17 protein-coding genes are annotated in these 20,067 nt (G+C 73.6%); 5 read left to right on the top strand and 12 right to left on the bottom strand.

Going from position 1 to position 20,067, the window contains the following annotated elements:
- Nucleotides 1-57: 57 nt before the first annotated feature.
- The 9 genes from LO763_RS05135 to LO763_RS28745 all read right to left on the bottom strand — a co-directional run bounded on the left by LO763_RS05135 (nt 58) and on the right by LO763_RS28745 (nt 7,402).
- The gene (locus LO763_RS05135; protein WP_230600874.1) at nt 58-753 is read right to left on the bottom strand and encodes a hypothetical protein; all 696 of its coding nucleotides are present in this window, start codon (nt 751-753) and stop codon (nt 58-60) included.
- Between the two features lie 364 nt (nt 754-1,117).
- Nucleotides 1,118-2,485 (bottom strand): LLM class flavin-dependent oxidoreductase, encoded by a 1,368-nt coding sequence (locus LO763_RS05130; protein ID WP_230600873.1) that lies wholly within the window; start codon nt 2,483-2,485, stop codon nt 1,118-1,120.
- Nucleotides 2,482-3,267 carry an ABC transporter ATP-binding protein gene (locus tag LO763_RS05125; protein ID WP_230600872.1) on the bottom strand — a complete coding sequence of 262 codons (786 nt, stop codon included), beginning with the start codon at nt 3,265-3,267 and terminating at the stop codon, nt 2,482-2,484. The genes LO763_RS05130 and LO763_RS05125 overlap by 4 nt, the downstream gene beginning before the upstream one ends.
- Nucleotides 3,243-4,109 carry an ABC transporter permease gene (locus tag LO763_RS29605; RefSeq protein WP_230600871.1) on the bottom strand — a complete coding sequence of 289 codons (867 nt, stop codon included), beginning with the start codon at nt 4,107-4,109 and terminating at the stop codon, nt 3,243-3,245. Before LO763_RS29605 ends, LO763_RS05125 begins: the two co-directional genes overlap by 25 nt.
- The gene (locus LO763_RS05115) at nt 4,106-5,164 is read right to left on the bottom strand and encodes an ABC transporter substrate-binding protein (RefSeq protein WP_230600870.1); all 1,059 of its coding nucleotides are present in this window, start codon (nt 5,162-5,164) and stop codon (nt 4,106-4,108) included. The genes LO763_RS29605 and LO763_RS05115 overlap by 4 nt, the downstream gene beginning before the upstream one ends.
- Nucleotides 5,165-5,199: 35 nt before the next feature.
- Nucleotides 5,200-5,709, bottom strand: coding sequence for a flavin reductase family protein (locus LO763_RS05110; RefSeq protein WP_230600869.1), 510 nt, complete (start codon nt 5,707-5,709; stop codon nt 5,200-5,202).
- Nucleotides 5,706-6,251, bottom strand: coding sequence for an NAD(P)H-dependent oxidoreductase (locus tag LO763_RS05105; RefSeq protein ID WP_230600868.1), 546 nt, complete (start codon nt 6,249-6,251; stop codon nt 5,706-5,708). The genes LO763_RS05110 and LO763_RS05105 overlap by 4 nt, the downstream gene beginning before the upstream one ends.
- Nucleotides 6,252-6,636: 385 nt before the next feature.
- Nucleotides 6,637-7,188, bottom strand: a complete 552-nt coding sequence (locus LO763_RS29350; RefSeq protein WP_304608775.1) for a winged helix-turn-helix domain-containing protein — start codon at nt 7,186-7,188, stop codon at nt 6,637-6,639.
- A gap of 91 nt (nt 7,189-7,279) precedes the next feature.
- Complete coding sequence (locus tag LO763_RS28745; RefSeq protein WP_255671710.1) at nt 7,280-7,402, bottom strand: hypothetical protein; 123 nt, start codon at nt 7,400-7,402, stop codon at nt 7,280-7,282.
- A gap of 203 nt (nt 7,403-7,605) precedes the next feature.
- On the opposite strand from LO763_RS28745, the gene egtA reads away from it, so the two are divergent.
- Complete coding sequence (gene egtA / locus LO763_RS05095) at nt 7,606-8,856, top strand: ergothioneine biosynthesis glutamate--cysteine ligase EgtA (protein WP_230600867.1); 1,251 nt, start codon at nt 7,606-7,608, stop codon at nt 8,854-8,856.
- A 129-nt stretch (nt 8,857-8,985) separates the two neighbouring features.
- Nucleotides 8,986-11,403 (top strand): polysaccharide lyase 8 family protein, encoded by a 2,418-nt coding sequence (locus tag LO763_RS05090; protein ID WP_230600866.1) that lies wholly within the window; start codon nt 8,986-8,988, stop codon nt 11,401-11,403.
- A gap of 171 nt (nt 11,404-11,574) precedes the next feature.
- Here LO763_RS05090 and LO763_RS05085 read toward each other — a convergent pair whose 3' ends face one another.
- The 3 genes from LO763_RS05085 to LO763_RS05075 form a co-directional block, all read right to left on the bottom strand.
- The gene (locus LO763_RS05085) at nt 11,575-12,249 is read right to left on the bottom strand and encodes a response regulator (protein WP_230600865.1); all 675 of its coding nucleotides are present in this window, start codon (nt 12,247-12,249) and stop codon (nt 11,575-11,577) included.
- Entirely contained in the window at nt 12,246-14,810 is a 2,565-nt protein-coding gene (locus LO763_RS05080; protein WP_230600864.1) for a sensor histidine kinase, read from the bottom strand. The genes LO763_RS05085 and LO763_RS05080 overlap by 4 nt, the downstream gene beginning before the upstream one ends.
- Before the next feature lie 68 nt (nt 14,811-14,878).
- The gene (locus tag LO763_RS05075; RefSeq protein WP_230600863.1) at nt 14,879-16,123 is read right to left on the bottom strand and encodes an ROK family transcriptional regulator; all 1,245 of its coding nucleotides are present in this window, start codon (nt 16,121-16,123) and stop codon (nt 14,879-14,881) included.
- A gap of 267 nt (nt 16,124-16,390) precedes the next feature.
- Between LO763_RS05075 and LO763_RS05070 the strand changes: the two genes are divergently transcribed.
- The 3 genes from LO763_RS05070 (at nt 16,391) to LO763_RS29600 (ending at nt 20,051) form a co-directional block, all read left to right on the top strand.
- The gene (locus LO763_RS05070; RefSeq protein WP_230600862.1) at nt 16,391-17,803 is read left to right on the top strand and encodes an ABC transporter substrate-binding protein; all 1,413 of its coding nucleotides are present in this window, start codon (nt 16,391-16,393) and stop codon (nt 17,801-17,803) included.
- Nucleotides 17,804-17,991: 188 nt separating this feature from the next.
- Nucleotides 17,992-18,972 (top strand): carbohydrate ABC transporter permease, encoded by a 981-nt coding sequence (locus tag LO763_RS05065; RefSeq protein ID WP_230600861.1) that lies wholly within the window; start codon nt 17,992-17,994, stop codon nt 18,970-18,972.
- The gene (locus LO763_RS29600) at nt 18,969-20,051 is read left to right on the top strand and encodes a carbohydrate ABC transporter permease (protein WP_230600860.1); all 1,083 of its coding nucleotides are present in this window, start codon (nt 18,969-18,971) and stop codon (nt 20,049-20,051) included. The genes LO763_RS05065 and LO763_RS29600 overlap by 4 nt, the downstream gene beginning before the upstream one ends.
- The last annotated feature ends 16 nt before the right edge of the window (nt 20,052-20,067 follow it).

Below are 20,067 nucleotides of genomic sequence, written 5' to 3'. Positions count from 1 at the left end.
CGCGGCTGCGGCGGTGCCCCACCGCCCGCCTCTCCCGGGGTCGGGGCGGTTTCGGAGTCAGGCCGCGAAGCGCCCGCGGAGGCGCCGGAACCCGGCGCCGACCGCCGTGGCGATCGTGCCGTCGTCGACGAGGAAGAGGCGGATCGCGATGCCTCCGGCGATGAACAGCAGCGGCAGCGGTATGAAGAGCAGTCCGTCGCCGAAGTCCGGGTCGTCGAAGTCCGGATCGACCCGGCCGAGCGGATCGAACACCACGATCCGGACCTCGCCCGGTTCGAGCTGCTCGTCGCGGTACGTGTCGAGCGAGACCGGGCCCCAGCCGCGGCAGAGGAACTCGTGGGCGGTCATCGGCTCGTCCTCGTCTTCGAGGTGCTTGACGTAGTCGCGCTTCGAGACGACCGAGCATTCCGCGTCGACGCCGTGGTGGGCGAGCGCGAACCGCTCGAAGGCCGGCACGAGCGCGGCGGCGGCGGCGATGACCGCCACGGGGAAGGCCAGGGCGGGCTTCCAGAGCCGGCGCGACCGGCCGCGGAAGCACGAGGCGATCGCGCCGACGACCGGTGCCGCCACGGCGGCGGCGCCGACGGCGCGCGCCCACGGGGGCAGCGGGTCCTGGAGGAACAGGCCGAGCCACAGCACGGTCGCCATCGCGGCGACCGCGAGGACGGGCGGCAGCACCGAGCGTGCGACCTCGCTCCGGAGGTCGAAGGGGAGCGGGTCCGGCCTCCGGCCGGACTCGGACTTGCGGGGCATGGGGTTCCGGTATCAAATCGCGCGGGCGTAGCGACGGCGGCTCGGGTTTTCGCCGCAGTCGGGGGTGCCATGAGCCTAGACCGGAAACCGTCGGGTCGGTGTCCCCGAGGTCAGGCCGCTCCGCGGTTCCACGGCAGGAACGCCAGCGGCCGCACCATTGGGCATGTCCACTCCTCAGCGGTCGTTGCGAAGCGTCGGCGGCCGGGTTCCCGCGAGCTGACCGGGAACCCGGCCGCCGACCGTCTCAGGGGCCGGGCGACGCCATATGCACATCTATCCTATAGATATAATGGTATTTATGCGACGGGGCCCCGGATCCCCGCCGGGCGAAGGTGCGGACGCCCGGCGGGGACGACCCGGCGTCCTACCGGGAGTGCGCGAGCACGCCTTTGACGGCGGACTCGAGCGCCTCGCGGCGGCGCGGGTTCTCCGGCCGCGCCAGGCCGTAGTGGTCCCGCAGCGTCGTGCCGGTGTACTCGGTGCGGAACCGCCCGCGCTCCTGGAGGACCGGCACCACCCGGTCCACGAACGCCTCCAGGCCCGAGGGCAGCACGGCGGGCATGATGTTGAACCCGTCGGCCGCGCCGTCGTCGAACCACTCGACGATCGCGTCGGCGACCTGCTCGGCGGTGCCGGTGAACGTGCGGTGCCCGCGCCCGCCGCCGAGGCGGCCGATCAGCCGGCGCACCGTCAACCGCTCGCGCCGGGCCAGGTCCACGATGAGCGTGAAGCGGCTCTTGGCCCCCTCGATCTCGTCCTCGCTCGGCAGGTGCTCCGGCAGCTCCTTGTCGAGGTCCAGTTCGGACGGGTCGAGCTTGAGCTGCTTCGCGAGGTTGTCCCGCGCGTACTCGGGCACGATGAGGCGGTCGAGCTCCGCCTCGAGGTCCCGGGCCTCGGCCTCGGTGTCGCCGAGCACCGGGACGATCCCCGGCAGCACGAGCACGCCCGCCGGATCCCTCCCCGCCGCCGCGGCGCGCCGCTTGACGTCGGCGTAGAACGCCTGGGCCTCCTCAAGGGTCTGCTGCGCGGTGAAGATCGCCTCGGCGTGGAGCGCGGCGAACGCCCTGCCGTCCTCCGAGGACCCGGCCTGCACCAGCAGCGGGTGCCCCTGCGGCGACCGGGGCACGTTGAGGGCCCCGGCGACCCGGAAGTGCCCGCCGACGTGGTCGGCCGGGTAGACGAGCCGCTCGTCGCCCCACCGCCCGGCCTCCTTGTCGCCCAGCACGGCCGCGTCGTCCCACGAGTCCCACAGCTTCTTGGCGACCTGGAGGAACTCCTCGGCCCGGGCGTAGCGCGCGGCGTGCGACGGCAGCTCGTCCAGGTTGAAGTTCCGGGCCGCGTCCAGCGTGGCGGTGGTGACGATGTTCCACCCCGCCCGGCCGCCCGAGAGGTGGTCGACCGAGGCGAAGCGCCGGGCCAGGTTGTACGGCTCGTTGTAGGTCGTCGAGGCCGTCGCGATGAGGCCGATCCGCTCGGTCAGGGCCGCGATCGCGGCCAGCGCCACCGTGGGCTCCAGCGAGCCCGAGGGCCTGCGGCCGATGGTGCTCCACAGGGTCGGCGAGTCCGCGAAGAAGATCGAGTCGAGCTTCCCGCGCTCGGCGGTCTGCGCCAGCCGCGTGTAGTGCGCGATCGACGTGGACGAGTGCGGGTCGGACTCGGGCAGCCGCCACGACGCCTCGTGGTGGCCGGTGTTCATCAGGAACGCGTTGAGGTGCAGCTGTCTGGCGCTCATGCGTCGTCCTCCTTGTCTGCGGTGGGAATCTCGGCCCCGCCGGCGAGGCCGAGGGCGGCGAGCAGTTCGGTGCGGATGGCCGCGAAGTGCGGGTCCGAGGGGTCGCGCCGGCCGTCGAGGTCGACGGTCAGCTCGGTCCCGAGGCGCCCCTGGTCCAGGACGAGCACCCGGTCGGCGAGGACGATCGCCTCGTCGACGTCGTGGGTCACGAGCAGCACGGCGGGCCTGTGCCGCTCGTGCAGGGCGCGCAGGAGGCCGTGCATCTTGATGCGGGTCAGCGCGTCCAGGGCGCCGAAGGGCTCGTCGGCCAGCAGCAGCTCGGGTTCGCGCACCAGCGAGCGGGCCAGCGCCACCCGCTGCTGCTCGCCGCCGGACAGCTCCCGGGGCCAGGCCCGCTCGCGACCGGCCAGGCCGACCTCGGCCAGGGCCTCCCTGCCGCGCGCCTTGGCGCCGGCCCCTTCGAGGCCGAGGACCACGTTGCCCAGGACCCGCTGCCACGGCAGCAGCCGCGAGTCCTGGAAGACCACCGAGACCTGCCGCGGCACGGCGATCTCGCCGGTGCCCGAGGCGTCGCCGTTCTTGGCGACGTCGTCGAGCCCGGCCAGGGCCCGCAGGAGCGTGGACTTGCCCGAGCCGGAGCGGCCCAGGAGCGCGGTGAACTCGCCGGGCTCGACGGTGAGGTCGAGGCCGGAGAGGACCGGCCGGTCGTCGGTGAAGGAGCGGTGGAGGCCGCGGATGCGGACCGCCGCGGCGGCGGTCAGTCCTCCAGTGTGCGTCGCCATGACAGGACCCTCCTCTGGACGATGCGGACGGCGGTGTCGGAGGTGAGGCCGAGCAGGGCGTAGAGGACCAGGCCGACGATGATCACGTCGGTCTGCCCGTAGGTCCCGGCCAGCAGCATCATGTAGCCGATGCCGCTGGTGGCGTTGACCTGCTCGACCACGACCAGGGACAGCCACGAGGACGTGACGGCGAACCGCATGCCCAGGAAGAAGCCGGGGAGCGCGCCCGGCAGGACCACGCGCCCGATGAACGCCGCGGGCCGCAGCCGCAGCGTCTCGGCGAGCTCGGCGTAGCGGCCGTCGATGGAGCGCAGGCCGTTGTGGGTGTGGAGGTAGATCGGGATGAGCACGCCGAGCGCGATCGTGATGATCTTCATGTTCTCGTCGATGCCGAACCACAGCAGCAGGAGCGGCAGCAGCGCGAGGTTCGGGATGGACCGCTTGATCTGCACCGGCCCGTCCACGACGGCCTCGCCCCAGCGGCTGAGCCCCGAGACGATCGCGAGCACGAGCCCGGCGAGGACGCCGAACACCAGCCCGAGCGCGAAGCGGCGGGCCGAGACGAGCAGGTCGGGGCCGAGCCGCCCGGACTCCCACAGGTCCCACGCGGTGGCCGCCACGGTCCACGGGGCCGTGAGGACGCGCGGGTCGATCCACCCCTGCGCCGAGCCCCAGACCCAGACGCCCAGCAGCAGGAGCGGGCCCAGGAGGTACCCGAACGGGACGGCCTTGCCGGGGCCGAGGCGGCGCTTGCCCCGCGGCCTGGAGGCGCGGCCGCCGGCCGCCTCGTCGTGCTCCGGCGGCGCGGTGCGGCGGACCGGTTCGGTCTCGACGGCGGTCACGGCGCGCCCGCCTCGCCGTACTCGGCGACGCCCTCGCCCACGAGGGGCTCGAAGCGCCGGTCGTAGATGTCCTCGGCGTCGAACACCTCGTTGCCGGTGCCCTCGGCGACGACCTCGACGGTCTCCTGGTGCCGCGCGATGGTCTCGTCCCAGTCCTCGGGGAAGTCCGGCTCGCCCTCGCGGTCGAACAGGTAGTCGCCGTCCTCGTAGGGCAGTCCCTCGTGGTCGACGTACCAGGCGTTGATCCACTCCTCGCGGTTGGCCCGCGTCCACAGCTTCGCGGCGCCCCACAGGCGCACGTACTCGGCGACGGCGGCCGCCTTGCCGGCGTCCTCCAGGACCTCGACGGGCGCGTACAGCGTCCACGGGTCGTCGCGCAGGCCGTGCGGGATCGCGGTGGCCCCGTCCGAGCCGTACTTGTTCAGATAGGACCGGACCTGCGTGCCGCCGATGGGGGCGACGTCGACCTCCCCGCCGGCGAGGGCGTTCGAGTAGGTGTCGGCGGTGCTCGGCAGCTCCACGAAGTCGACGTCGTCCCGGGTCAGCCCGGCCGCGTCGAGGACCCGCAGGACCAGCGCGCCCTGGGCCTGCCCGGGGGAGTACGCGATCGTCTTGCCGCGCAGGTCCTCCACCGCCCCGACCGCGACGCCCGGCGCGATGCCGAGGTCGTAGACCGGGTGGTTCAGCGGGTCCTGGCGCCCGGCCGCGGCCACGATCTTGACGGGCAGGTTCGTCCAGGTCGCGTGGATCGGCGGGATGTCGGCGACGGAGCTGACGTCGAGGGACCTGGCGCGGAACGCTTCGGACGACTTCGGCCCGCCGGAGATGTTCGCCCACTCGTACTCGAAGGTCAGCAGGTCCGCCAGCCCGGACAGCTCGAAGGCGAGCTGCTGGGACGGGTCGCCGATGACCAGCCTGGTTCCGCCCGGGACGGCGGTCGGCAGGTCGGCGTCGGCGGCGAGCACCGGGCCGCTCGGCTCTTCGGCGCACGCGGCGAGCGCCAGGACGGCGGGCGCGCCCGCCAGGAGTGTTCGTCGGGTTGCTCTGGTCGGCATGGTGTTCGGCCTTTCAGCGGGGCGGCGTCGGGAGGTCATGTCAGGGGGGCGGCGGCGCAGTAGCCGCCCGCGTGGTACACCAGCGGCTCGTGGGAGCCGCCGGTCTCGGCGTCCACCACCAGGGCGAGCACCACGTGGTGGTCCCCGGCCTCGATGCGGTCGGTGACGACCGCCCGCAGGTGCGCCGGGGCGTCGTCCAGGACCGGCTCGCCCGACGCGAGCCGCGACCACAGGGTCGGGCCGCCGAAGCGGTCGATGCCGCTGGTGGCGAAGCGGGTCGCGATCGCGTGCTGCCCGGCGGACAGGAAGTTCACGGTCAGGCTCGCGGTGTCCCTGACCGTGGGCCACGCCGAGGAGGACGAGGCGATCGCGAACGATATGAGCGGCGGCTCCAGCGACACCGAGGTGAGCGAGGTGGCGGTGAATCCGGCCGGGCCTTCGCCCGCGTCGGCGCAGATCACCGTGACGCCCGCGGGGTGGGCCCGGAACAGGGACCGGAAGGACTCGGCGCCGACGCCGGGCCGGCGGTCGGCCCGGGCGCTCATACCGCCGCTCCGATCCGGTCGCGGGCGGGCGCCGCCGCGGCGGCCAGGACCGGCAGGTGCGCCCCGGTCCAGGTCTCGATGCGCTCGTCGAGTTCGGGCAGTTCCTTCTCGCGCAAGGTGAGCGAGGGGACCGGGAGGCTCGCGCCGAGTTCGGCGAGGACCGGCCGCAGCTGGAGGTCGGCGAGGAACCGGTGCTCGGCCGCGGCGGCGACGGTGACCGGGACGGCCACCGTCCCCTCGAGCGCCTTGGGCGGCAGCTGGTCCAGGAAGAGCTTGAGCAGGCCGGTGTAGGCGGCCTTGTAGACCGGGGTGGCGACGATGAGGACCCGGGCGGCGCGGACGCGCCGCAGGGCGCGGTCGAACCCGTCGTGCGGGGGCTCGATCCCGTCCAGGTAGAGCTCGGCGAGGTCGGTCGAGTCGGTGCGCGGCTCGGCGCCGAGGCCGGCGGCCACGGCCGAGGCCAGGGCCTCGGCCGTGGTGAGCGTGCGCGAGAGGCGCTTGGGATTGCCGACCACAGTGGTCACGGCGATGCTGTCGGTCACGATGGCGTCCTTCGGGGAAGTGGAGACGGGTTGGCGCGCCCTGGAGGCGGGCGTGCGGAAAGACGGGCCCGTCGGGGCCCGGGGGATGGCGTCGGGGGCCGTGAAGACGGCGCGGACGGCGGGTGCGGGGTCGGGCGTCCGGCCCCGCGGAGCGGGACCGGACGACTAGCGCATTCGGCAGTGCTGCCTGAATCGACAGTGCCGGCTGAAACGGCGGTGCCGACTGGGACAACGCTGGTGGTCGGTACCGCGCCGCCGGCGGGAGCGGCGTTGACAGAGGGCGCTGGCGGCGCGCATCTGATCGATCTCGCGCCGCCGCGTCAGGAAGGCGGCGGACGTCATGCCGACAACAATAGCAGTATTCCTATAGAAGTAATAGGATTTCTTAGATGCTGAGAACCCGGTCCTCGTCCCGGGGGAGTCCGGCGGCGCCGCGGTACTCCACGTCCCGGCTGCGCGTGAACCGGTAGCCGACTCCGCGCACGGTCGCGACCAGCGAGTCGAACTCGGCGAGCTTGGCGCGCAGACGCCGCACGTGGACGTCGACCGTGCGGCCGGGCAGTCCCGTGTCCGGGGTGTCCCAGACGTACTGGAGCAACTCGGTCCTGGTGTGGACCATCCCCGGGTAGCGCGCCAGGAAGGCCAGGAGCTCGAACTCCAGGCGGGTCAGGGCGACCGCCTCGCCGTGGATGAGGACCTCGCGGGCGGGCACGTCGATGACGAGGGCGGGCGTCCGCCGGGGCGCCTCGACGGCCGGCGGGACGTCGTCGGCGGCGACCGCGACGCGGCCCCCGCCTTGGGCGAGGAGGCCGAGCGCGGCGGTCAGGCGCCGCGCCAGTCGCGGGTCGTCGGCCGGGATCTCGACGGTGATCGTGATGTGGGCGGTGCCGGAGCGGCGTTGGGCGGGGGGACGGGTGCGGATCTGGACGTGGGTCATGGCGGCGCCTTCGCGTTCGGTGTCGGGTGGGAGTCCGGAGCGGGCGGCGCGGTCGGATGCGCTGCCGGGCGCGATCGACGGCCTCGGGGGCTCAGCGGATCGCGTCGGCGCGGACGGCGCCGCCCGGGCGACACAGGGCCGAGTCGATGCGCGCGAAGTCGATGTGGCGCCGCTTCGTCCAGTGCGGCGCCGCCTCTTCGCCGATGCGGTTCACGCCCGAACTATATCCTATCTTTTAAGTATGATTCAAGTGCGCGCGCCCGCCGAACCGGGACTTCCCGGTCGCTGTCGGGGAATTGACAGCGGAGGCCGCGCCGGTGCGCCGCGATGCGCTTGCGCGCCGCGGGCGGGAGCCGTAAGCTCTACATATCCTATTGATTAAATAGGAATAATGACGGCACCGACTCGGAGGTCCGCATGTCCGACGCCTCGCTCCGCGACCGCACCGCCGCCCCCCTCAGCGAGGACGAGGCCTTCGACCGCATCGCCGCCGAAGGCTTCCGCCCCACCGCGCCCGCGCGGATCGGAGCCGAGGTCGAATGGCTGGTCACCGGTATCGCCGACCGCCGCCGCCGCGTCGACCCCGAGTCGCTCAAGGCCGTGCTCGGCGTCCGCGGCGCCCTGCCGCGGCGGACCCGGCTCAGCTTCGAACCCGGCGGGGCCCTCGAGCTGAGCACCCTCCCCAGGACCACCGTCCGCGAGTGCTTCGACGACCTCGAAGCCGACCGGGCCCGCGTCGCGGCCGCCCTCGGCGACGAGGGCCTCGAACTCCTCGGCCTCGGCCTCGACCCGATCCGCCTGCCGCGCAGGGTCCTGCGCAGCCCGCGCTACCAGGCCATGGAGGAGCTGTTCGACCAGGACGGCCGCGCCGGGCGCTGGATGATGGCCAACACCGCCTCCGTCCAGGTCTGCCTCGACACCGGCGACGACGGCCCCGGACCGGGCGGCCTCGCCGAGCGCTGGGACCTCGCCCACCGCCTCGCCCCCGTCCTCATCGCCGCCTTCGCCAACTCCCCGCTGCGCCGCGGCGAACCGAGCCTGTGGCGCTCGACCCGCCAGCACGTGTGGGCCGCGATCGACCACAGCCGCTCCCGCGCGGTCTCGCACCTCACCGACCCGCAGGGGGACCCGCGCGAGGCCTGGGCCCGGTACGCCCTCGACGCCCGCGTCATGGCCATCCGCGGCCCCGGCCGCTGGACCGTCCCGCGCGGCCTCACCTTCCGCGGCTGGATCCGCGGCGCCGGCCCGCGCCCGCCCGCGCCGGACGACCTCGACTACCACCTCTCGACGCTCTTCCCGCCGGTGCGGCCCCGGGGCGCCTATCTCGAGCTGCGCATGATCGACGCCCAGCCCGGCCGCGACTGGGTCGCCCCCGTCGCCGTGGCCGCCGCGCTCTTCGACGACCCGGCCGCGAACGCGGCCGCCCGCGAAGCCCTCGAACCGCTGTGGCGCAACGCGAGCGCCGCCGACCTCTACCTCCGCGCCGCCACCGCCGCCCTCCAGGACGCGCCGATCGCCCGCGCGGCCGCCGCCTGCTTCCGGGCCGCCCGCGACGCCCAGGCCGACCCGGAGATCGCGGCCGTGGTCGAGGCGTTCACCGAGTCCTTCGTGACCCGGGGCCGCACCCGGGCCGACGACCTCGTCACCGAAGGCCCCCGCCGCGCCTGACCGGCCCGCGGGAGAGCGCCGCGTCACCGGCGGGCGTTCGAGACCCGGCACGTGCGTCGAACGCGGCTACTATGGGCGCGACCCTCCCTCCGCCTGATTTGGACACGGATGCCGCCTCGCACGACCTCCTTGACCCGGCGCCTGCTCATCGGCGGCGGCGCCGGTCTGTCCGGAGCGGCCCTCGTCACCGCCCTGCTCGCGATGGGCCGCGGGGACACGAGCGGCACCCTGACCCGCCCCGGCGGCGGGGTCCCCTTCCCCTCCCTGGTCGACCGTGCCCGCGCGCTCATCACCGGCGGCGCCGCCGACCCCGGCGACGAGGACTACGCCACCGCCCTCGGCTCCCTCTCCGACGCCGCGACCGTGTTCTGGGACTCCATGGACCGCGGCGAGGGCCGCGCCGTCCTCTGGCCCGACCTCGGACCCGTCGGGGACCCCGCCGGTTTCAACACCGCTTACCATCGGCTGCTGCGCCTCGCGCTCGCCTGGGCCACCCCCGGCGCCGACCAGTACGGGGACGGCGCGCTCGCCGACGACGTGACGGACGCGCTCGCCTTCCTGCACCGGGAGGCCTTCAACGCGGACGCCGAGCGGACCGGCAACTGGTACTGGTGGGAGATCGGCTCCCCCGGCGCGCTCATGCGCGCCTGCGTGCTCTTGTACGACCAGATCCCCACCGCCCACCTGGCCCACTACCTCGACACCGTCGATCGGTGGTGCCCCGACGCCGACGTGCGCCTCACCGCCCCCGAGGAGAGCGAGACCGGCGCCAACCGCGCCGACAAGGCCGCGATCCTCGCTCTGCGCGGCATCATCGGGGGGGACGCCGACAAGCTCCGCCTCGCCCGGGACGGGCTCTCGGACGCCGCGAACGGCGGCGAGCACAGCCTGTTCCGCACCGTCGAGGAGGGCGACGGCTTCCACCCCGACGGCTCGTTCGTCCAGCACGGCTCCGTGCCCTACACCGGCGCCTACGGCACCGGCCTGCTCGACTCGGTCGGCCTCGCGGTCGCGCTGCTCGACGGGTCCGCCGGCGAGGTCGACGACCCCGACCTGCCGGTCCTGTTCGACACCGTGGAGCGCGCCTTCGCGCCGTTCATGGAGGACGGCCTCCTCATGGACTGCGTGCGGGGCCGCAGCATCGCCCGGCCCGGCACGCGGGACTTCCACCAGGCCGTCGACCTCGTCAGCGCCGTTCTCCAGCTGGCCGAGGCCGCTCCGGAGGACTACCGCGGCCGCTGGAGCGCCCTCGTCAAGGGCTGGATCGAGCGTTCGGCGGAGGACCTGCCGTACTTCGGGCGGGCCGGGGTCGCCGGCATCCGGCGTGTCAAGGCCGTGCTGGCCGACGCGTCCGTCGAGGCCGCCCCCCGGCTCGACGGCACCCGCGTGTTCGCCGGGATGGACCGCCTCGTGGTGCGCCGTCCCGGCTGGTCCTGGGCCCTGTCGATGTCCTCCAACCGGGTCGCGGCCTACGAGTCGGGCAACGGCGAGAACCTGCGAGGCTGGTACACCGGCGACGGGATGTCGTACCTCTACCTCCCTGAGGACCCCGTGCAGTTCAGCGACGAGTTCTGGCCCACCGCCGACCCCTACCGGCTCCCGGGGACCACCGTGGACACCCGCGCACGCGTCCCGCGCACCGACGCCGAGGGCGCGGTCCACCTGCCCCCCAACGACGTCGCCGGCGGCGCCGTCCTGGCGGACCGCCACGCCGTCGCCGCCATGGACCTCATGGCCGAGGGTTCCTCACTGCGCGCCAAGAAGGCCTGGTTCGTCCTCGGCGACGCGATCACCGCGCTCGGCGCGGACATCACCGCCTACGATGGCCGCTCCGTCCAGACCACTGTGGAGCACCGAAACCGGCACGCCGACGGCGACCGCCGCATCACCGTGGACGGCGTCGCCCCCGCCGGCGACGGCGACCTGGCCACCGTGATCGAGGGCGCCCGCTGGGCCCACCTGCCGGGCGTGGCCGGCTACGTCTTCCCCTCCGGATCGCCGGGCCTGCGCGTTGCGCGCGAGGCGCGCTCGGGCGCATGGAACGACATCGAGCAGGGGCCCACCACCGGCGGCGGCGACACCGAACCGCGCACCCGCTGGTATGCCACCCTCTGGTACGACCACGGCATCTCGCCCACGGGCGCCGCCTACGCGTACACCCTGCTGCCCAAGGCGAGCGAGGAGGCGACCGCGGCCTGGGCCGCCGACCCCGCCGCCACCGTCCTCGCCAACACCGCCACCGTGCAGGCGGTCGCGTCCGAGCCGCTCGGCCTCGTCGCCGCCCACTTCTGGCAGGCGGGCGAGGCCGGGGGACTGGCCTGCGACGGCCCGGCCTCGGTCCTGGTCCAGCGGACCGACGAGGGCATCGCCGTCGCGGTCGCCGACCCCGGCCGCACCGCCGAGACCGTCACGATCGAACTCCCTCACGCCGCAGCGGAGCTGATCGAGGCCGACGACACCGTCACCGCCGTCCCCGGCGACCGACCGCAGCTCACCGTCGCCGTCGGCGGCTCCCGCGGCGCCACCCACACCGCCCGCCTCCGCTGAGCGCGGTGCCGCGACGCCGGGCGCGTCCGGGAGCGGTCCGCCCGAAGGCGGCGCCGTCCCCCTGAGCCGCAAGCGCTGCGCGACGCCGGGCGCGCCTGCCCTGACGGCGCCGTCTCCGCGGCCTTGCGAGCGGCGCCGTTCCCCTGCGCCGCAAGGGCTTCGCCGCTCGCCTCACGGCCGGAAGCGGTAGCCCATGCCCGGTTCGGTGAGCAGGTGCACCGGACGGGCCGGGTCCTCCTCCAGCTTCTTGCGCAGCTGCGCCATGTACTGGCGTAGGTAGTTCGTCTCCCGGTCGTAGTTCGGGCCCCACACCCGGTGCAGCAGCTCGCGCTGGCCCACCAGCTTGCCGGGGTTGCGCAGCAGCACCTCCAGCAGCTGCCACTCCGTGGGCGTCAGGCGCACCTCCTCGCCGCCGCGGTGCACCTCCCGCGCCGCCAGGTCCACCGTGGCCCCGCCGATCTCGGTCACCGGCGAGTCCGCGCCCGGCCCGCTGCGCCGCGTCGCCGCCCGCACCCGCGCCAGCAGCTCCCCGATGTCGAACGGCTTGGTCACGTAGTCGTCCGCGCCCGCGTCGAGCGCCGCGATCTTCTCCGCGCTCGCGGCCCGGCCCGACAGCACCAGGATGGGCGCCTTCGTCCAGCCCCGCAGCCCCGCGATCACCTCGGTCCCGTCCATGTCCGGCAGCCCCAGGTCGAGCACCACCAGGTCCGGGACGATCGCCGCCGCCGCCCTGAGCGCCTGCGCCCCGTCCGCCGCCGTGCCCACCTCGTACCCGTGCGCCGCCAGGTTGATCCGCAGCGCCCGCGCGATCTGCGGCTCGTCGTCCACCACCAGCACCTTGATCACGCCGCCTCCTCTCCATGCCCGCCATCGCCTCGGCCCGCGTCCGCGCGCGGCAGCGCCAGCACCATCGTCAGGCCCCCGCCCGGCGTCGCCTCCGGGAGCAGCGAGCCGCCCATCGCCTCGGCCAGGCCCCGCGACAGCGCCAGGCCCAGCCCCACGCCGGTGGTGTTGTCGCGGTCCCCGAGCCGCTGGAACGGCGTGAACATCGTCTCGCGGTCCTCGTCGGGCACGCCCGGGCCGCGGTCGACCACCCGCAGCTCCACCACTTCGCCGCGCGCCCCGGCCGTCACCCGCGACGGCCGCTCCGCGGGGCTGAACCGCAGCGCGTTCGCGATGACGTTCACCAGGATCCGCTGGAGCAGCCCCGGGTCGGCCGCGACCTCCGGCAGGTCCGGCGCCACGTCCAGCCGCACGTCGGCCGCCGACTCGCCGATCTCGTCCAGCGCGGTGGGCACCGCCTCGTCCAGCGCGATCGGCACCGGGTTCGCGCCCAGCACCCCCGCCTGGAGGCGGCTCATGTCCAGCAGGTTGTCCACCAGCCCCGTCAGCCGCGACAGCGACGTCTCGGCCGACTCCAGCAGCTCCGTCCGCTCCGCGGGCGTGAACAGCTCCCCGGTGGACCGCAGGCTCGTCACCGCCACCCGCACCGACGCCAGCGGCGTGCGCAGGTCGTGCGAGACCGCCGCCAGCAGCGCCGTCCGCATCTTGTCGGTGTCCGTCAGCCGCTGCACCGCGGCGGCCTGGCGCTCCAGGCGCTCCTGCTCCAGGGCCGCCGCCGCGTGCATCGCGAACGCCTGCGCGATGCGCCGGTCCGCCGCCTCCAGGGTGTGCCCCCGCAGCGCCAGGGCCAGGTCGTCGTTGATCGGCAGGTCGTTCTCGGCCGTGCCGGGGCTCCCGCACGCCTCGCCCGCGCACGCCACCGCCCGCCACACCTTCGGGTCGTGCCGCTCGGCCGGGCCCGCCCCCGGCTCGGTCCGCTCCAGGAGCGTCACCGACTCCAGCGCGAACGTCTCCCGCAGCTGCTCCAGCAGGTCCGCCAGGCGGTTCCCGCCGCGCAGCACGTTGCCCGCCAGGGTCGCCAGGGTCTGCGCCTCCGCGCTGGCCCGCGCCGCCAGCCGCGCCCGCGCCGCCGACAGGTTCACCACGCCCGCCCCGCCCAGCGCGAGCGCCACGAAGACGACCAGCGCGATGAGCTGCTCCCGGTCGTGGATCTTGAACTGGTAGTAGGGCGTGGCGAAGAAGTAGTTGAGCAGGAAGAACCCCAGCAGCGCCCCCAGGAGCGCCGGCCACATGCCGCCGGTGAGCGTCAGCGCCATGACCGCGGTCAGGACGATGAGGATCATCGTCGTCAGCGACAGCCCCTCGTGGAAGGGGATGAGCACCGCCACGAGCGCCGGGACGCCGAGGACCGCCAGGACGATCCCCAGGCGCCGCCGCGTCGCGTCGATCAGGCCCCGGCCCGAGCGGACCCGCTTGACGGCCGCGACCCGCTCGTGGCTGACCAGGTGCACGTCGATCCTCCCCGACCGCGCCGTGGTCGTCACGCCCACGCCGCGCGAGAGCATCTGCGCGAACCGGCCCCGCCGCGAGGCCCCCAGGACCAGCTGCGTCGCGTTGACCCCGCGCGCGAACTCCAGGAGCGCCTCGGGGATCGAGTCGCCCACCACCTGGTGGTACGAGCCGCCGAGGTCCTCCACCAGGCCCTGCTGGCGGGCGAGGTTGCGGGCGGACCGGGCGCCGGCGAGCCCGTCGCCGGAGGCCACGTGCACGGCCTTGAGGTCCGCGCCGCCCGAGCGGGCGGCGATGCGCGCGGCCCGGCGGACGAGCGTGTCGCCCTCGTCGCCGCCCGACAGGGCCACGACCACGCGCTCCCTCGACTCCCACATGGCGGTGATGTGCTGGTCCTCGCGGTACCGCTCCAGCTGGTCCTCGACCTTGTCGGCCAGCCACAGCAGCGCGATCTCGCGCAGGGCGGTGAGGTTGCCGACCCGGAAGTAGTTCGACAGGGCCGCGTCCACCTTCTCGGGCGGGTAGACGTTCCCGTGGACCATGCGCCGCCGCAGCGCCTCGGGGGTGATGTCGGCGAGCTCGACCTGGTCGGCGCGGCGCACCACTTCGTCGGGGACGGTCTCGCGCTGCGGCACCCCGGTGATCTGGGCGACGACGTCGTTGAGGGACTCGAGGTGCTGCACGTTGACCGTGGAGACGACGTCGATCCCGGCGTCGAGCAGCTCGTCCACGTCCTGCCAGCGCTTCTCGTGGCGCGAGCCGGGCACGTTGGCGTGCGCGAGCTCGTCCACCAGCGCGACGGCGGGGGCCCGCGCGATCACCGCGTCGACGTCGAACTCCTCGAAGACCGCGCCGCGGTACTCGACGGTGCGGCGCGGGACGGTCTCCAGGCCGGCGACGAGGGCCGCCGTGGCGGGCCGGCCGTGGGTCTCGACGAAGCCGACCACGACGTCGGTGCCGCGCTCGGCCCGCCGGCGGGCCTCTTCGAGCGCGGCGAAGGTCTTGCCGACTCCGGGGGCGGCGCCGAGGTAGATCCGCAGTTGTCCACGTGGCACTGGACCATCATTCCCCGGTTTCGCGGCGGGGGCCGTCAAGAAATCGTCAAAGGTGACGCCGGCGGGCCTCAGCCGCTGAGGAACCGCTCGATGACGAGGGTCGCGGCCCCCTTGGCGACCGCGTCGGGGCCGAGGAGGCCGGGGACGATCCGGGCGGTCGCGAACGGCTGGCCGAGCGAGTAGGACCCGGCGGCGGCCTGGATGTCGGCGAGCCTGCGGTGCGCGAGCATGAGCCCGGCCCAGCCGCCGATGACGATGAGCTCGGGGTTGAACAGGTTGAGCAGGTCCGCCAGGCCCGCGCCGAGGTACTCGACGGTCTCGTCGACGACCGCGGCGGCGGCGGCCCCGCGGGGGTCGCCGCTCGCGGCGCTGTCGTGGGAGGCACTGTTGAGGGAGGCGCTGTAGTGGGCGGCGCTGTCGAGCAGCCGCTCCAGGTCGGCCTCCTCGCCTTCGCCGGTGAGCTCGACGACGCCCGCGGCGGCGAGGTACCGGTCGAGGATGCCCTCGGCGCCCACGTAGGCCTCCAGGCACCCGCGGCAGCCGCACCGGCAGGGCCGCCCGGCGACGGCCATCGTGGTGTGGCCCCATTCGCCCGCGCTCGACCCCGCGCCGCGGTAGAGGGCGCCCCCGGCGACGACGCAGGAGCCGACGCCGGAGCCGATGAGCGCGATGACGGCGTTGTCGGCCCCGCGCCCGGCCCCGAACCACAGCTCGGCCTGCCCCATGGTCATCGCGCCGTTCTCGATGTGGACCGGCAGCGGGTCGAGCCGCTCCATGAGCATCCGCCCCAAGGGGACCGCGTCCCAGCCGAAGGCCTTGGCGTGGATGACGCCCTCGGGGCCGTACTCGACGATCCCGGGCATCCCGACGCCGACGCCGAGCACGGGCGCGCCGTCCGCCTCGGCGAGCACCTCCTTGACGCCCGCGACGATGTGCTCGATGACGGTGGCCGGGTCGTGCCGCCCGGGCGCGAGCGCGTAGCGGGCGCGGGCGCGCTCGGCGAGCTTCAGGTCCAGCAGCTCGACGCGCACCTGGGTCTCGCCGACGTCGACGCCGACGACCCGGGCGTGGCCGGGGTCGACCTCCAGGAGGATCTGCGGCCTGCCGCCGTCGGACTCGACCTTGCCGGCCTCGCGCAGCACCCCGTCTGCCAGGAGCCCGGCGGTCACGTTCGAGATGGTCGCGGTGCTCAGGTCGGTGGCGGGGGCCAGGTCGCGGCGGGTCAGCGGGCCGTCGAAGTAGAGGGCCCGCAGCAGGCGCATGCGGTTGCCGAGCTTGAGGTCGCGCGTGGTCCTGTGCCTTGGGGCTTCCATCTGTCCACCAGTCCGTTATCGGTCCGGAACCATGCCGTTACGCCGGGGAGATTGACGGCATGAGTTCGACTACTTAATCTAAGTCTTATCAATAAGTCGTGTACGACTGATCCAGCCTACCTCCGACCCCTACCGGGCCGCATCGAACCGGCCGCCGACGCGGCATCGGCGACCGCCCTCCACACCCTCGTTCCACCACAAAGGAACCTTCCGAATATCCCTCCCGAGCTGCCGGCCCCCGCCGGCTGCTGGACCTAGGAGCATCCCATGAGGACCACACCTCCCCTCCGCGGGCGCGGCCCCAACGCCCTCCGCGCCATCGCCGTGGGCGGCGCCGCCGCCCTCCTCGCCACCGCGTGCCTCGACGGCGGCGGCGCCTCGAGCGCCTCCGACCGCGTCGAGATCCGCTGGTTCGTCGGGATGGGCGCGGGCTCCGACGCCCCCACCATCCCCGCGCAGGAGGCGGTCGTCGAGGCGTTCAACGCCAGCCAGGACGAGATCGAACTGGTCCTGGAGATCGTCGACGCCGACCAGGCCCCGAACATCCTCTCCACCCAGATCGCGACCGGCGACGCCCCGGACATCGTGGGCCCCATGGGCATCCGCGGCCGCTCCACCTTCCCCGGCAACTGGCTCGACCTCACCCCCTACATCGAGGAGCACGACTACGACCTCGCCGACTTCGACCCGGCCCTGGTCGACTTCTACCGGATCGAGGAGGAGGGCCAGATCGGCCTGCCGTTCGCGGTCTTCCCGTCCTTCATGTACGTCAACCTCGACCTGTTCGACGAGGCCGGGCTGCCCTACCCGCCCCAGGAGTACGGCGCGCCCTACGTCGACGCCGACGGCACCGAGCGGCCCTGGGACATCGCGACCATGACGGACCTCGCCAAGCGCCTCACCGTCGACGCCGAGGGCAACGACGCCACCAGCCCCGACTTCGACCCGGGGGACATCGTCCAGTTCGGCTTCGGCAACGTCTTCGCCGACCTCCGCGCCCAGTCCACCCTCTTCGGCTCCGGCAGCCTCGTCGACGCCGAGGGCGACGCCCAGATCCCCGCGCACTGGGCCGAGGCCCAGCAGTGGTACTACGACGGCATGTGGCGCGACCACTTCATCCCCAACGGCCCCTACGGCGACTCGGACATGCTCAACGCGGGCTCGTGGTTCGAGTCCGGCAACCTCGCCATGGGCTACACCCACCTGTGGTACGCCACCTGCTGCATGGCCGGCTTCGAGGGCGCCTGGGACACCGCCGCCGTCCCCTCCTACGACGGCACCACCACCGCGAAGCTCCACGCCGACACCTTCTCGATCACCAAGGACACCGAGCACCCCGAAGAGGCCTTCACGGTCCTCACCCACCTCATCGGCGACGCCGCCGAGGAGCTGACCACCACCTACGGCGGCATGCCCGCGCGCATCAGCCTCCAGGACGGCTACTTCGACCGCGTCGGCGCGGAGAACTTCGAAGGCAGGGACATCAACTGGGACGTCGCCGTCGACGGCATGACCTACGTGGACAACCCCTCGCACGAGGGCGCCATGCCGAACTTCCTGGAGGCCGACGCGGTCATCGCCGAGTACGGCACCCGCTTCGCGCAGGAGGACGGACTCGACATCCCGGCCGAGCTCGAATCGCTCCGGGCGGAACTCCAGACGGTCTTCGACGCCGCCTAGCCCCGTCCCGCGGGTCCGGCCGGGCCCGCGGGACGGCACCCGAGCCACCCACCGCGGCCGCCCTCGACGCCGGTACCGATCCACGGCCTCCCGGCGTCGCCGAGGACGCCGCTCCTCCCGGCCGGGCGGGCGCCCCCGCGCCCGCCCGGCACCCCCGCCGCCGTGCCTCCCGAAAGGTCCGCCCTCCCATGTCCGACTTCACCGACGCGGTGCTCGCCCTCCGGCGGCGCGGCAGGCGCCCGGGGCGCCCCGCCAGCCCGATGGCGCGCCGCGAGGCGCGCTGGGGCTACGCGTTCATCAGCCCCTGGATCATCGGGTTCGTCCTCTTCTGGGCCGTCCCCATCGCCGCCTCGCTGGTCTTCTCCGTGCTCGACTTCCAGCTCACCGACCCCGGCGCGACCACCTTCGCCGGGGGGAGCAACTGGGAGCGGGCCCTGTCCGACCCCGACACCTGGACCGCGCTCGCCGCGACGTTCCGCTTCACCGTGCTGTTCCTGCCGCTGAGCCTCATCGTGGCCCTCGGCCTGGCCCTGCTCCTGAACTCGAAGCACCTCAAGTTCACCGGCCTGTTCCGGCTCCTGTTCTTCGCGCCGTCGATGATCCCGCTCGTCGCGGGCATCCTCATCTGGCAGCAGGTGCTCAACCCGCAGACCGGCTGGGTCAACAGGCTCATCGGCCTCACCGGCGCCGACGCCACCGGCGCGGACGGCATCCGCTGGTTCGACAACCCGGTGCTGGTCCTGTTCGCCTTCAGCTTCATCGGCCTGTGGGGCATCGGCAACTCGATGATCATCAACCTCGCCGGACTCCAGGGCATCCCCACCGAGCTGTACGAGGCCGCCGCCATCGACGGCGCCGGATGGTGGCGCCGCCTGCGCAGCATCACCCTGCCCCTGCTCTCACCGGTCATGTTCTACAACCTGGTGATCGGCTCGGTCCTGGTCCTCCAGTACTTCGTGGTGCCGTGGGTCCTCTTCGGCGCCAGCGGCCGCCCCGGCGGCGCGAGCAGGTTCCTGCTCGTGCACTTCTACCAGGAGGCCTTCGTCTTCGGGAACATGGGCTACGGCGCGGCCCTGGCCTGGCTCATCTTCATCGTCGTCGCGGTCCTCACCGGCCTGCTGTTCGGCACCGCCCGCTACTGGGTCCACTACGGAACGGAGCGATCGTGAACACCGACGCCAAGCCCACCGACGTCAAGCACACTGACGCCGCCGTGCGCCGCCGGCGCCGAGGCCTCCTGCTCACCGGCTGCACCACCCTCGGCGCGCTCCTGCTCGCCGCGGTCTTCCTCATGCCCCTCGGGTACGGGGCCGCCACCGCCCTCAAGGACAAGGACGGCGTCTCCGACCCGAACGCCTCGATCCTCCCCGTCTCCGCCCTCACCTTCGAGTACGAGGGGGAGGAGCTCGACGTCTACGCCGTGCCCATGCCCGGCGGCGAGGTCCGCGAGCTCGCCCTCGTCGAGCCCGGCCGCGAGGCGAGCGTCTTCGTCGACCCCGAGGACCCCGGCGCGGGCACCGTCGACTGGGAGGGCCGCTGGCGCACCCTCGAACCGGTCACCGGCCTCGACCCCCAGTGGGGCAACTTCGAGGAGGCCTGGAACACCATCGACTTCCTGCGCCTGATGGGCTGGACGCTCATGTACGCGCTGACCACGATGCTGTTCACCGTCGTGTCCTCCGCCGTCGTGGCCTACGGCTTCGCGCGCTTCCGCTTCCCCGGCCGCGGCCTCCTCTTCGGACTCCTCATGGCGACGATCCTGCTGCCCCCGGCGGTCACCCTCGTGCCCAAGTACGCGGTGTTCCTCCAGATGGGCTGGGTCGGCACCTACCTGCCGCTCATCGTCCCGCAGCTGTTCGCCAACGCCTTCAACGTCTTCCTGCTGCGCCAGTACTTCCTCACCATCCCCCGGGAGCTCGAGGAGGCCGCCCGCATCGACGGCGCCGGGCCGATCCGCACCTTCCTGCGGGTGATCGTCCCGCAGGCGCTCCCGGCCCTGACCGCGGTGAGCCTGTTCCACTTCTTCTACGCCTGGAACGACTTCTTCGAACCGCTGCTCTACCTCGCCGGGAACCGCGAGATCGTGCCGATCGGCGTGGGCCTGAGCTACTTCAGCGGCGTCTACAACTCCGAGCCCCACCTCATCCTGGCCGCCGCGATCCTGGCGCTGGCCCTGCCGGTCGCGATCTTCCTCGCGGCGCAGCGGGTCTTCGTCCGGGGCATCGTCGTGACCGGCGTGGACAAATGAGCCGAACGAACCACCA

The organism is Glycomyces amatae (assembly GCF_020991375.1).
In the GTDB taxonomy this organism is placed as follows: domain Bacteria; phylum Actinomycetota; class Actinomycetes; order Mycobacteriales; family Micromonosporaceae; genus Glycomyces; species Glycomyces amatae.
The sequence above is the reverse complement of the archived record's forward strand: the minus strand, read 5'-3'. Positions and strand labels throughout refer to the sequence as shown.

Coding starts and splice junctions, on each gene's coding strand:
- LO763_RS05125 (WP_230600872.1), bottom strand. CDS start 3,267: ATGGCGACGCACACTGGAGGACTGACCGCCGCCGCGGCGGTCCGCATC.
- LO763_RS05065 (WP_230600861.1), top strand. CDS start 17,992: ATGTCCGACTTCACCGACGCGGTGCTCGCCCTCCGGCGGCGCGGCAGG.
- LO763_RS05115 (WP_230600870.1), bottom strand. CDS start 5,164: ATGCCGACCAGAGCAACCCGACGAACACTCCTGGCGGGCGCGCCCGCC.
- LO763_RS05070 (WP_230600862.1), top strand. CDS start 16,391: ATGAGGACCACACCTCCCCTCCGCGGGCGCGGCCCCAACGCCCTCCGC.
- LO763_RS05130 (WP_230600873.1), bottom strand. CDS start 2,485: ATGAGCGCCAGACAGCTGCACCTCAACGCGTTCCTGATGAACACCGGC.
- LO763_RS05075 (WP_230600863.1), bottom strand. CDS start 16,123: ATGGAAGCCCCAAGGCACAGGACCACGCGCGACCTCAAGCTCGGCAAC.
- egtA (WP_230600867.1), top strand. CDS start 7,606: ATGTCCGACGCCTCGCTCCGCGACCGCACCGCCGCCCCCCTCAGCGAG.
- LO763_RS05135 (WP_230600874.1), bottom strand. CDS start 753: ATGCCCCGCAAGTCCGAGTCCGGCCGGAGGCCGGACCCGCTCCCCTTC.
- LO763_RS29350 (WP_304608775.1), bottom strand. CDS start 7,188: ATGACCCACGTCCAGATCCGCACCCGTCCCCCCGCCCAACGCCGCTCC.
- LO763_RS05110 (WP_230600869.1), bottom strand. CDS start 5,709: ATGAGCGCCCGGGCCGACCGCCGGCCCGGCGTCGGCGCCGAGTCCTTC.